Source organism: Psychromonas sp. CNPT3 (genome assembly GCF_000153405.2).
GTDB lineage: Bacteria > Pseudomonadota > Gammaproteobacteria > Enterobacterales > Psychromonadaceae > Psychromonas.
This window is the reverse complement of record NC_020802.1, coordinates 2511263-2523498: the sequence shown is the minus strand read 5'-3', so window position 1 is coordinate 2523498 and position 12236 is coordinate 2511263. Positions and strand designations below refer to the sequence as shown.

The following is a 12236-nucleotide window of genomic DNA, read 5'->3' as shown; positions in this document are numbered from 1 at the left end:
AATAGATTATTACAGAAGTGTCGCACAGGGAGGTATTAATTAGGTGTAAGTTAAAAAGTAACCCAAGGGCATCGTTATTGACGTGGACCTTGAACCCGAAGGTCAAGTGTGGTATCCCAGTGTTTGCCGCAGGCTTCTCGATACTAGCCGAGCATGCACAAGAGCATCCAATCCAAGTTACCAGGGTATTACTTATCGGCTCAGAGACTTTGTCAAGATCAGCGAATACCCGAGGGTTAAATAAACTTTACGCTACATTAGAAGGTTTGCATAGTATTTTAGGTCGTAAACATGTTAATTTTATGTGAGAAAGTTATTTTTTTCGCAAATTAATGATATTATCGGCATCAAAGTGTTAATTATTTTTCAGGAGGCAGTAACGCTTCCTCTATAGATTGGTGCAAAGCTTGAATTCGCTGGTTTAATTGTTGCGTTTGTTGTTGGTTTTTTTCTTTTTCAGCATTTAATTCATGGCATAAGTTAAGTGCAACCATCACAATCAGTTGTTCATTACGTAAAGTTCGTGTATTACTTTTCATCTTGTTAAGTTTTAGGTTAAATTGCTCAACGGTTTTTTGTAATGCTTTTTCTTCACCTTCTGGGCAGGCTATTTTATATTGTTGTCCTAGGATAGAAATTTCAATATTTGCCATAATTAACCTATCTAATAAAATTTAATAAATAAATGTAATATTAACTATCTCCGAGCTAACTTTCAAGTGCTTAGTAGCGACATGTTAGGCGCAGTGTTAGTATTAAAATTTTTCAATTTAGAAGAGAATGAGCAATGTGTAAAAAATCTAAATTAAGTTTTGATGATATCACGAAAATATTGAGTGCCACAGAGCTTTATACTACACCTTCAGAAGCACATGGAATTTTATCTGGGCTTATTGCTGGCGGGGTTTCTCTGGAAGATCAAAGTTGGCAAACTTTGTTTAATGACGTGGTAAATGAAGGTATGGGGTTAGATCTACCCGTGAAAAAAATGATAGGCAGTCTTTATGCTCAAGTTATTGCCCAGTTTAGAGACGATGGTTTAGGTTTTTCTCTTTTATTACCTGAAGAAAAAGTGCCCTTAGATGAGCGCTGTGAGTCCATGGCAAAATGGGCGCAAGGTTTTTTGTTAGGATTTGGTTTGGTGCAACAAGGGTTAAACTTAGCATCCGAAGAGATCCAAGATATTATTCGTGATATTCGTGATATATCACAACTGTCTTTAGATTTTGAAAAAGAAGATGAAGCATCTGAAATTGCTTTTGCAGAAATAGTTGAATATTTACGTATGGGGGCCATGCTTTGTTTTAATACATTTTCACGTGCCCCTCATATTCCATTATCCAAAACGCTACATTAAAGGGGTCTCTCAATATGCAACAGTTTAATAAACGCCGTGAACAGTTTTTTGACAAAATGTTAATGAATAGTATGGCTATTTTTGCCAGTGCGACAGAAAAAACACGTAATAATGATTGTGAATATCCCTTTCGTCAAGAAAGTAGCTTTTTATATCTGAGTGGCTTTAATGAGCCAGATGCTTATATTGTATTGCTCAAATCAGAGCAAGGTAATAAATCCATTCTATTTAATAGAAAAAAAGACAAAAGTGCAGAGATTTGGCATGGTTATCGTGTTGGACAAAAAGCTGCCTTAAGTGATTTTCATTTTGATGATGCGTATATTGTTGATGATTTTGAAACGCAGCTTACGAGTATGATGAATGGTGTAAAAGCAATTTATTACCCTATTTTTCAAGCGCCAAAATTAGAAAAATGTTTGGCTGGCGTTATCAATCAATTACGAGCGGGCTCGCGCAAAGGCAAAGTAGCACCGACGCAGTTTTTTGATAATTTAACGATCATTCATGAGATGCGTCTTTTAAAGTCTGAGCATGAGTTATCTTTACTCGCTGAAGCGGGTGACATCTCAGCGGCCGGACATGTACATGCGATGAAAGTGTGTAAAGTGGGCATGTGGGAATATCAGTTAGAGGCTGAGATAAAATGTGAGTTTGCGCGCCAAGGTACTCGTGAAATCGCTTATAACAGTATTGTTGCTGGTGGTAATAATGCCTGTTGTTTACATTACTCTGAAAATAATCAACAACTTAAAGATGGTGATCTGGTGTTAATTGACGCGGGTGCTGAGTATCAAGGCTATGCTGGCGATATTACCCGTACTTTCCCTGTTAATGGCGTATTTAGCCCTGCACAAGCGAAATTATACCAATTGGTGCTGGATGTACAAACGAATGCAATTAGCTTAATTAAACCCGGCATTGCATTGTTAGATATTAATAAGCAAGTGATACAGCAAATGGTTGAAGGACTTGTTGCTTTGGGATTAATGCGCGGTGACGTACAAACTTTAATTAAAAATGATGCGATCAAAGATTTTTACATGCATGGTATTGGCCATTATATCGGTTTAGATGTGCATGATGTGGGTGATTATGGCAGTCTTGAAAATCCTCGTGTATTAGAAGCTGGCATGGTGATAACCATTGAGCCGGGTATATATGTGAGTATGGACGCTGATGTTGATAAATATTGGCAGGGCATTGGTATCCGTATTGAAGATGATATCGTGGTGACTGAAACTGGCGCGCAAGTGTTAACGGCGGGCGTTCCGAAAAGCATCGAGGATATCGAAGCGATTATGGCGAATTAATACAATGCAAAAAAAACATTCTCCTGATTTTGATGTGGATATTGTCATCATAGGTGCTGGGATCTCGGGTTGTATACTTGCCCATGCTATTTTAAAGCAGAGTCCTGCACTCAATGTTTTATTAGTTGATAATAATTCACCCTTAGAAAACGCCGCAAATCATCCCGGATTTGATGCGCGCTCTATTGCGCTAAGTGCGGGAAGCTGCGATATTTTAGAGGCTTTAGACTTGTGGTCACCCTTAAAGAATAAGGTGACAAATATTGATGACATTCATATTTTTGAACGTGCTGGCTGGGGAATGTTGGATTTAATGCGCAAGCAGGATGCTTTTGGCGTGGTTGCGCCATTGTCTACAATGGGGCAACTTCTAACGCTTAAATTAAAAGAACATTCGCAATTGACGCGACTCTATAATGTTAATTTAGCGGCTCTTGATCAACATCGAGAGCATGTTATTTGTGGCTTGCAAGATGGGCGAAAAATCCGCGCAAAATTATGCATTGGCGCCGATGGAAGTCACAGTCTCACCGGGAAACTTGCAGGGGTAGGCTCCCAATGTGTTGATTATGCCTGCTCAGCTATCATTGCCAATGTGCGATGCTCTGAAGATCATAAAAATAGGGCCTTTGAACGTTTTACCCCTTCGGGTCCCATTGCCTTGTTACCACTTAGTGATGAATGTTATTCGCTCGTTTGGTCGCTTAAAACAAGTGAGTTAGAGGCGCTTTTAAATTTAGATGACGAGGCATTTTTAAACGCGTTGCAAAAGGCATTTGGCTACCGCGCGGGGCGCTTTGTGCAAACAGGGACGCGCCATAGCTATGCACTGAAATTAATACATAGTACACCCGCTTACGCACATCGCGTTGTTTGCATTGGTAATGCTGCGCAGAGTTTGCACCCTGTCATGGGCCAAGGCTTTAATTTGGGTTTGCGCGATGTATACGAATTGGCACAACAAATTAAGATCGCCTCTAAAAATGACTCAGTGGGCTCGTTTAAAATGTTAAATCAATATTGGTCTGCACGAAAAAACGATCAAAATCGCACCCTATTAATGACGCACTCATTAGTCACTTTATTTAGCAGTGAAGCTTGGCCTTTAGTGTTAGGTCGTAATATAGCCTTGCAAGCGATGTCTTGTTTACCGCTACTTGCGGGGCCTATCATTCGTCAAGCAAAAGGCCAATTTAACCCCTTTGTAAAAGAAAATATATCATGATGTTATCTTATGATTTAACCATAGTTGGCGGTGGAATGGTGGGGCTTACGCTCGCTGTGTCACTGGCCAAAAGCGATTTGCGCATTGCTATTATTGAAAATAAAGAAAATAAAAAAGTAGATCCGTTGAGCGTATCTCGCGTTAGCGCGATCAATGTAGCTAGTCGCACTATTTTTGAAAAATTAGGCGTTTGGGATCATATTAATGCGGATCGCATTACTGCGTATGCCAATATGTCCGTTTGGGAAAAAGATACCGCTGCTAAAATTGAGTTTTCAGCGCGTGATGTAAATGCTCAGCAGTTAGGTTATATCATTGAAAATGAGCAGATACAAAACGCGCTTATGGCGCGCCTTAAACAGCAAAAAAACGTGACGTTTTATGCGCCCGATAAAATTTGTAAAATAAGCATGGGTGATGGTGAAGCGTGGCTGAGCCTTGAAAGTGATCAGCAGTTAACCAGTAAACTGCTTGTGGGAGCCGACGGGGCTAACTCGTGGTTACGCGAGCAAGCGAATATCCCTTTGACTTATTGGGATTATGAACAAGATGCTTTAGTAGCAACGATTAAAACGCAATTTTCTCATGAGCATTGTGCGCGTCAAATATTTACGCCATCAGGGCCATTGGCTTTTTTACCTTTATTTGAAGAAAACTTATGCTCCATTGTATGGTCAGCACCAAGCGATGAAATTGAGCAGTTAAAAGCATTAAGCGAAGATGAATTTAATAAGCAATTAAGTCGTAAATTTGATAATCGATTAGGGGCCTGCTCGTTACAGGGGGCGCGTTTACATTTTCCTTTACGCATGCGTTATGCTCGCGACTTTGCGAAACATCGTATTGCTTTAATTGGAGACGCCGCGCACACCATCCACCCTCTAGCAGGGCAAGGTGTAAATCTAGGATTGTTAGATGCATTGAGTTTATCTGAATGTATTCTTTTGAATCAAAGTGCGGGTAAAGATATCGGTTTATATGACAATTTACGTTACTTTGAACGTTGGAGAAAAACCGAAGCGGTGCAAATGATCGCTGCGATGGAACTTCTTAAGCGTCTTTTTCAAGGCGATGATCCGGGTAAAAAAATATTGCGTAATATCGCCTTATTGTTTGCCGATAAAGTAAACCCCTTGAAAAAACAATTTATACGTCAAGCGATGGGTTGTAGTGGCGAATTGCCTGCTATTTTGAAGCCATCATAAAAAACGTGTATATTATGCACCTTATTCCGTGAAGTATTGAAAGGGTGCTTTTTTATAGATACATTTAGCGCTTTTGTTGGACTACGCATTCTTTTTATATTGATGATGCGCGTAAACAACATGGGTATATACAGAACTCCTGAAAGGTTGCATTAAGCGACCTTTTTATATTAAAGAAGAGATTTAACTATGATCATAAAACCAAAAATTCGTGGCTTTATTTGTACCACAACACATCCACTAGGCTGTGCTAAAAACGTACAAGCACAGATTGAATACACTAAGCAACAAGGCAAAATCAAAAATGGGCCTAAACGTGTATTGATCATTGGTTCATCTGCAGGTTACGGCATGTCAACTCGTATTGCTGCTGCCTACGGTTCTGACGCCTCTACTATCGGTGTGTTTTTTGAAAAGCCGGCAACAGAGCGTAAAACAGGCTCTGCAGGTTGGTATAATAGTGCTGCTTTTGAAAAACAAGCACACCAAGATGGTTTATATGCAAAAAGCATCAATGGCGATGCGTTTTCGCATGCAATGAAAGACAAAGTAATTGCGCTTATCAAAGAAGATCTAGGTCAAATTGATGCGATTATCTACTCAGTGGCAGCCCCTGTACGTAAAATGCCTGATACGGGTGAAGTTATTCGCTCTAGCCTAAAACCAATTGGTGAAGTCTATGTATCAACTGCCATTGATACTAACAAAGACATTATTATTGAAGCGCAAGTAGAGCCTGCTTCAGAAGAAGAGATTGCCAATACAGTGACCGTTATGGGTGGCGAAGATTGGGAACTTTGGCTTAGCGCATTAGGCGATGCTGGCGTTTTAGCTGCTGGCGTTAAAACGGTTGCTTACTCATATATTGGTACTGAGTTAACTTGGCCAATTTATTGGGATGGCGCATTAGGCAAAGCTAAAATCGATTTAGATCGCGCCTCAACAGCTATCCAAGCGCAACTTGCTCCACTACAAGGTGAGGCTTATGTTTCTGTGCAAAAAAGTGTTGTAACACAAGCAAGTTCAGCGATCCCTGTGATGCCTTTATATATTTCAATGGTCTTTAAAATCATGAAAGAAAAAGGCTTACATGAAGGGTGTATGGAGCAAATTCATCGTTTATTTACCACTCAACTTTACCGTGAAGATAATGCGCCAGTGACAACTGACTCTGCGCGCCGTTTACGTCTTGATGATTGGGAACTGCGTGAAGATGTACAGGCTCAGTGTACAAAACTATGGCCATCAATTTGCACTGAAAACTTATTCGAGTTAACAGATTACAAAGAATATAAAGAAGAGTTTTTACGTCTTTTCGGTTTTGCGATTGAAGGTATTGATTACAGTCTTGATACCGACACATTAGTTGATTTTGATTGTTTAAGCATTTAGTCTTTTTAGGCTAGATAAAAAACACCCACCTTGTGTGGGTGTTTTTGTGATCAAGCCTATGAAACATATACAATAAAAACAAAAAAGTTGCATCCTGAATGTAACTTATTAAAATAGCTCACTTATTCGGTATGTAGCGCAGCTTGGTAGCGCACTGCTCTGGGGGAGCAGGGGTCGTAGGTTCAAATCCTATCATACCGACCATTAACCACTTTTAAGTGGTTTTTTTACACCCAAACTTTGTCTAACACCCTCCTAACTACCTGTGTTTTCTTTCCTGTAAGCGTTTTTAAGTTTTTTTGTCGTTTCGTATTATCCAGTCTCTAGTGGAACATTGAGAATCACTTTAGAACTCAGCGTTCCAGTAATGATGTTTTAGATAGTTAAATTATCTGGTTACGTCTTCGTATGCATAAATAGGGCTGCTCGGGTATTAAGGACTCATGCTGGCTATGGAATATGTGTTTTATAGGAGCGATGAGACAACTATCATAGTAAAGGCTAGTACTAATAAAAAAGGTTTAGTCTTGTTAATCACCATTAAAGAATGCCTACCCTAGCAAAGGTATTTCCTTGTGATATTAGCTAACGCAGGGGCGTAGACTCGTGCTGAACGGGTATTCAGTATTTTTTTGAAAAATGTTCTATTATTAATTAGAGCGATATTTAGCGTGTAATTTTACCATTTTTAATCTGTTTTCTTATCTAAAATGACGGTACTGCTCCCCATAATGTCTGACTATTAGCAGAGAAGGCTCAATGTGTTTAGGCGCGCAATTAAACTACGTTAATGACGATCAAAATTTTGAATAGGTTATAATGTGAAACTTAAGTATTAATAAAAAATATAATTATATTTATACCAAAGGAATTAATTAAGTTTTCATGTATTGCGTAGGAAAAATTAACACTAGCAGGCGTGAGTTGTAGGAGATAGTTGTTCTCACTTCAAAACTCACAACGCAGGTAGGGATAATTTCAACAAGCAAGACGGGTAACCTTTTTAGTTCCTTTGGTATTAGGTTATGACCGAGGCCATAGTATGGAATTTTATCAAGTAGATCCTTCTTTAGAGAACTATTGGCGATCAATTATATTATTTGGGCGTAATGTTGCTTCTTATAAGTTTGCACTAGCTAAGTCTTTATATGAAATGAATAAGTCTGAAAATGACCTGATCACTCTCGAAGCCTTAGCTGAACCATTCAGTCGTCATTTATGTGAACATTTAAAACATACCCCTAAGCAAATTACTTCAAAATCAAGCAAGTTTCTTGATGTCTGTAGTGCTTTCAATGAAGGAACATTGAGTAAAGATCTTTTAGTCACTTCCACAATGAAACTAGGATTCAATAATGTGATTGATGCTTTTCATAATGTAAATAATGAAGAGATAGGAAAACGATTTTTTTTAGATGAGCGTAAAACCCAAAAGGGAATTCGATTAACGGATAACTTTTTCACATTAGCTGAAAGTGAACAGTTTGAGAGCTTTGAAAACGAAACGGAGGCTCGCTGGAGGCTGGTGGAGCAGGGCTGGAAGATGGGGGTGTCACGTAGCTTAATTTCGGTTGAATACGATAGAGAACTTAAGACGCTGTTTACAGTAGATAAAGAGCGAAGAGTAGACATAACTAGTTGTCGTGATAGCTTGAATGGATACCAAAAAGGCCATTGTTTCTATTGCCATGACCATATAAGTGTTGAAAAAAAATCTGAAAAACTAGCAGATGTAGACCACTTTTTCCCTTGGATGCTGAAGGACACAATCAATAATGTAAATGGGATATGGAACTTGGTATTAGCTTGTAGTGACTGTAATCGTGGCCAAGATGGGAAATTCGCTAAAGTGCCAAATATTGAACTAGTTAAACAGCTACACAAACGTAATGAATACTTTATTAATAGCCATCTACCGCTCAGAGAAACACTTATCCAACAAACTGGTAAAAATGAACAACAGCGAAAAAGCTTTTTACAAAACCAATATAGGTTAGCCAGAAAAATGGCCATTCATGAATGGTACCCTGAAATTAAAGGAATTATAACTTTCTAATGAGTATTCAATACTACCAAAATAACGCAGATATATTCTTTGAAAATACAGTTGGTGTAGATATGGAAGAACTGTATCAACCTTTTATTAGCCGTCTACCTAAGAACGCATTAATTCTGGATGCTGGGTGTGGTTCTGGTCGAGATAGTAAGGCATTTATAAGCAAAGGATTTCGCGTCGATGCATTTGATGCATCAAGTGAAATGGTTAAACGAGCTAAAGATCTAACAGGGTTAGATGTACAGTTTAAACGATTTGAAGAAGTAGATGATGTGGCTCATTATGATGCTATATGGGCTTGTGCTTCACTTCTACATGTACCAGAGAAAGAATTAGCCACTACTTTTGAGGTGTTATCGAATGCATTAAAATCGAAGGGTATTTTTTATGTGTCATTCAAACTAGGTGAAAATCAACGTGAAAAAGATGGGCGAATATTTACTGATATGACAGAAGAACGGCTTAAAAAGCTATTATCAAATTTTTTAGACCTATCTGTTATTAATATCAACTTAACAGAAGATAAAAGGCCTACTAGAAATGAAGTTTGGCTTAATGCATTATTAATTAAGAGTGTTAAACATTTATAAGATGCTATCTGGGATGGTGATGAGCTATTTTACTGTTGAATGTCAGAGTGAAAATAAGTTTACAACAAACTTTAAGTAGGATCGAACAGTATCATGACTCTCTAAAAAGGTACATCACTAGATAGACTGTAATGATTTGCCTTTTTTTTGGTACCCTGTTGATTTTAAATGGTATCTTGTTCTTGTTCAAATCCTATCATACCGACCATTATTTTCTCTGCTGTTTTTATTATTCCTATCTCTACTCTTTATATATTTACTCAAAATAACACAATGTGATCTCTAAAAATAAAGAGAGATTGCTTCTTATCTATAAAACTTTATTAATTTCCCCTTTAATATCATGGTAAATACGCAATATTCATGTGTAACTTGTCTCGCCTAACATTTTTTATATGCTCAGCAGAAAACAGTTAATTGTTGTCATTAAAAGACTATTATCTTTTTCTAAATCCTCGATACTGGCTGTGTTGAAAAGGAAAGATGTCATATTTTTTAGTCTAAATACAAAAAAATAAAAACATTTTATATATTACAATATAGGAGATTTAGAATGAGTATTTCCAGTGATTTATATCCAAATGCAATGCCTGCGTTACAAAGAAAAGATTCCGGTGTGCCTATTGTACGTGAAGGTTTACATGTCGAATCTTATAATGATTTTGATCCTTTACGCCACGTTATCGTGGGTATCGCAGATAACCAACATATTCCAGAAGCTTGCCCCGCAAGTAATGAAAAAATTCCAGCCGATTCTCCAATGCGTGGCGGTAAAGCCGGACGTAGAACACAAGAATCGATTGATATTGCCAATGAATGTTTAAATGATTTTTCTAAATTATTAGAAGATCGCAATATTATTGTAGATCGTCCCAGCGCCGTTGACTGGCATGAGCGTATTACTACGCCAGATTTTACGATCAGCTCAGGTTTTGGTGTTATGCCTCCACGTGATTGCCTATTAACTATGGGTAAATCAATGTTAATGGCACCAATGAGTTTCCGTAGTCGTTATTTTGAATATTTGGCGTATGTTGATCTTCTTCGTGAATATTTTGAATCTGATCCAAATTGCTTAATAGAGCAAGCACCACGACCACGCCTAGCCGATGAAAGTTTCCGTATGGATTATGTGGCTGCGTACGAGTTTTTATCTGATAAAGAAACAATGGAGCGCTCATTACGTAAAGAATATAGCACCAAAGAAACGGATATTTTATTTGATGCTGCTGATGTTATGCGCTTAGGTAAAGATATTTTCATCCAGCACGGTCTAACCACTAACTTAGCGGGTATTCGTTGGCTAAAACGTAAATATGAGCCTCAAGGTTACCGTATTCATACCTTAAGCTTTGAAGATAATCATCCCATTCATATTGATGCTACATTCTGCCCACTTCGTCCAGGGCTTATGTTACTCAACCCTAATCGCCCATTATTTAAAGGTCAACGTGAAATCTTTGAGAAAAATGATTGGGAAATTGTGGAAGCGGTTAAACCATCTTGGGATACACCACCGGCACTTTGTTACTCAAGTACATGGTTATCGATGAACACCTTAATTATCGATCATAAAACGGTTTGTGTGGAAGCAACAGAAACAGCACAAATGGAGCAATTTGATAAATTAGGCTTTGAAGTACTGCCTGTTGCAATGCGTGATGCTTATGCCTTTGGTGGTGGATTACATTGTGCGACGGCCGATGTTTGGCGTGAAGGTACTTGTGAAGATTATTTCCCTAATCAGTTTAAAGGTTCACATAATGTAGATCATTGGGATTATTAATCCTTTTATTACAATACCTTAAAGGCTTCTTCGGAAGCCTTTTTTTGTTTTTTATTAATATATGTTATATTTTTCAGTAAGATAGGAATTGTTTTTTCTTTTTTTATTGTTTTGGTCCTCATTGTTTCATGACGAGCAAGGAATCGTTAGTTACTGGCAGTTTTTTACTAGTATCTATTTCTAATTAAAACAGAATATATTCAACCCAATTTATATCGCCACTAAAGGAGATAAAAATGCTCACGAGATACTGGACAATAGATGTTTTTATTATCGCTAATTTATTATTGTGCACGTTTGTTTTTGTGGTGTATTTGTATTATCAAATCGTAGGTGGTGGGGAAATGAGCGAACAAGCTAACAATGACAAAAAAAGGAAAGGATCATGAATACGAAAACATTAGGTTATGTCACGATGATTGCCTCTGCCATTTTAATGGGGTGTGTTGGACTTTTTTCGAGAAATATAAATACCAGTGGTGATGTTATTGCTTTTACGCGCATGCTGGTGGGGGCGATATGTGTCGTCGGCATGTTATTTTATCAAGGTAAAATGCACTTGATTAGAACCACGAAAGTAAGCGCATCTATGCTTGCTAGTGGTATTTGTTTGGGGCTTTGTTTGGCAGCTTATGTCTCAGCAACACAATATACATCACTTGCGAATGCGGTATTTCTTATTTATACCGGGCCCGTTTTTTCTACTATTTTAGCCACTATATTTCTTAAAGAAAAAATATCACCTTTAACCGCAGCGTTGTTAACGGCTGTTTTTATTGGCTGTCTGTTTATCATCGGTATCATAAAATATGATGCTATCAATGGGCTAAGTGCATCATTAACGTTTTCTAAAGAAACATTTAAAGGCGATATGCTGGGCTTACTCTCAGGTATTGGCTATGGCTTATATCTTTTCTTTAGTCGTTACCGCACCGATGTGCGCTCTGATTCGCGTTCATTTTTCAACTTTTTATTCGGCGCGATTGCGATAGCATTGTGCTTTATTGTTAACCCGCCATCACTTGCGGATATGGATACAAGCTCTTGGGTATGGTTGCTTTCAATGGGGTTTTTCATTGGGTTTTGTGCTTTAACGTTATTAACCATAGCAGCAAAACATTTAAAGGCGGCCGAGCTTGCATGTATCTCTTATTTAGAGACGGTTGTGGGCGCAGGTATTGGGATATTAATGTTTGCTGAAACGCTCACTACATTACAAAGTATTGGTGGAGTGTTAGTTATCGCGGGAGGAATGGGCGAGATTGTGATCACCATAACTAAAAAACAAAGAGCTAAAAGACAAGCAATTTAA

The 12236-nt window shown here is 38.1% G+C and carries 11 protein-coding genes, 1 tRNA gene and 1 other RNA gene; 11 read left to right on the top strand and 2 right to left on the bottom strand.

The genetic code is table 11. The annotated features are described in order from the left end of the window. Window positions 1-56: 56 nt before the first annotated feature. Window positions 57-240: non-coding RNA, 6S RNA (ssrS, locus tag PCNPT3_RS14010), on the bottom strand. Window positions 241-359: 119 nt separating this feature from the next. After that, entirely contained in the window at window positions 360-653 is a 294-nt protein-coding gene (locus PCNPT3_RS11105) for a cell division protein ZapA (protein ID WP_015465964.1), read from the bottom strand. A 134-nt stretch (window positions 654-787) separates the two neighbouring features. Between PCNPT3_RS11105 and PCNPT3_RS11100 the strand changes: the two genes are divergently transcribed. The 11 genes from PCNPT3_RS11100 to PCNPT3_RS11055 all read left to right on the top strand — a co-directional run bounded on the left by PCNPT3_RS11100 (window position 788) and on the right by PCNPT3_RS11055 (window position 12236). After that, window positions 788-1357 carry a UPF0149 family protein gene (locus tag PCNPT3_RS11100; RefSeq protein ID WP_015465963.1) on the top strand — a complete coding sequence of 190 codons (570 nt, stop codon included), beginning with the start codon at window positions 788-790 and terminating at the stop codon, window positions 1355-1357. 14 nt (window positions 1358-1371) lie between these two features. Further along, window positions 1372-2670, top strand: coding sequence for a Xaa-Pro aminopeptidase (pepP, locus tag PCNPT3_RS11095; protein ID WP_015465962.1), 1299 nt, complete (start codon window positions 1372-1374; stop codon window positions 2668-2670). 4 nt (window positions 2671-2674) lie between these two features. Next, window positions 2675-3895 (top strand): 2-octaprenyl-6-methoxyphenyl hydroxylase, encoded by a 1221-nt coding sequence (gene ubiH / locus PCNPT3_RS11090; protein WP_015465961.1) that lies wholly within the window; start codon window positions 2675-2677, stop codon window positions 3893-3895. Continuing rightward, window positions 3892-5100, top strand: a complete 1209-nt coding sequence (locus PCNPT3_RS11085) for an FAD-dependent monooxygenase (protein ID WP_015465960.1) — start codon at window positions 3892-3894, stop codon at window positions 5098-5100. Before ubiH ends, PCNPT3_RS11085 begins: the two co-directional genes overlap by 4 nt. A 189-nt stretch (window positions 5101-5289) precedes the next feature. Next, window positions 5290-6492, top strand: a complete 1203-nt coding sequence (gene fabV / locus PCNPT3_RS11080; RefSeq protein ID WP_015465959.1) for an enoyl-ACP reductase FabV — start codon at window positions 5290-5292, stop codon at window positions 6490-6492. A 127-nt stretch (window positions 6493-6619) separates the two neighbouring features. Further along, a tRNA-Pro gene (locus tag PCNPT3_RS11075) sits at window positions 6620-6696 on the top strand. 838 nt (window positions 6697-7534) lie between these two features. Further along, on the top strand, window positions 7535-8548 hold the full coding sequence (locus PCNPT3_RS11070; protein ID WP_015465958.1) for an HNH endonuclease domain-containing protein: 1014 nt from the start codon (window positions 7535-7537) through the stop codon (window positions 8546-8548). Further along, window positions 8548-9138, top strand: coding sequence for a class I SAM-dependent methyltransferase (locus PCNPT3_RS11065; protein ID WP_015465957.1), 591 nt, complete (start codon window positions 8548-8550; stop codon window positions 9136-9138). The genes PCNPT3_RS11070 and PCNPT3_RS11065 overlap by 1 nt, the downstream gene beginning before the upstream one ends. Window positions 9139-9691: 553 nt before the next feature. After that, on the top strand, window positions 9692-10924 hold the full coding sequence (locus PCNPT3_RS11060) for a serine/threonine protein kinase (protein WP_015465956.1): 1233 nt from the start codon (window positions 9692-9694) through the stop codon (window positions 10922-10924). Window positions 10925-11160: 236 nt separating this feature from the next. Then, window positions 11161-11313, top strand: coding sequence for a hypothetical protein (locus PCNPT3_RS14295; protein ID WP_198006665.1), 153 nt, complete (start codon window positions 11161-11163; stop codon window positions 11311-11313). Then, on the top strand, window positions 11310-12236 hold the full coding sequence (locus PCNPT3_RS11055) for a DMT family transporter (protein WP_015465955.1): 927 nt from the start codon (window positions 11310-11312) through the stop codon (window positions 12234-12236). Before PCNPT3_RS14295 ends, PCNPT3_RS11055 begins: the two co-directional genes overlap by 4 nt.

Coding starts and splice junctions, on each gene's coding strand:
- PCNPT3_RS11105 (WP_015465964.1), bottom strand. CDS start 653: ATGGCAAATATTGAAATTTCTATCCTAGGACAACAATATAAAATAGCC.
- PCNPT3_RS11070 (WP_015465958.1), top strand. CDS start 7,535: ATGGAATTTTATCAAGTAGATCCTTCTTTAGAGAACTATTGGCGATCA.
- PCNPT3_RS11055 (WP_015465955.1), top strand. CDS start 11,310: ATGAATACGAAAACATTAGGTTATGTCACGATGATTGCCTCTGCCATT.
- ubiH (WP_015465961.1), top strand. CDS start 2,675: ATGCAAAAAAAACATTCTCCTGATTTTGATGTGGATATTGTCATCATA.
- pepP (WP_015465962.1), top strand. CDS start 1,372: ATGCAACAGTTTAATAAACGCCGTGAACAGTTTTTTGACAAAATGTTA.
- fabV (WP_015465959.1), top strand. CDS start 5,290: ATGATCATAAAACCAAAAATTCGTGGCTTTATTTGTACCACAACACAT.
- PCNPT3_RS11085 (WP_015465960.1), top strand. CDS start 3,892: ATGATGTTATCTTATGATTTAACCATAGTTGGCGGTGGAATGGTGGGG.
- PCNPT3_RS14295 (WP_198006665.1), top strand. CDS start 11,161: ATGCTCACGAGATACTGGACAATAGATGTTTTTATTATCGCTAATTTA.
- PCNPT3_RS11060 (WP_015465956.1), top strand. CDS start 9,692: ATGAGTATTTCCAGTGATTTATATCCAAATGCAATGCCTGCGTTACAA.
- PCNPT3_RS11065 (WP_015465957.1), top strand. CDS start 8,548: ATGAGTATTCAATACTACCAAAATAACGCAGATATATTCTTTGAAAAT.
- PCNPT3_RS11100 (WP_015465963.1), top strand. CDS start 788: ATGTGTAAAAAATCTAAATTAAGTTTTGATGATATCACGAAAATATTG.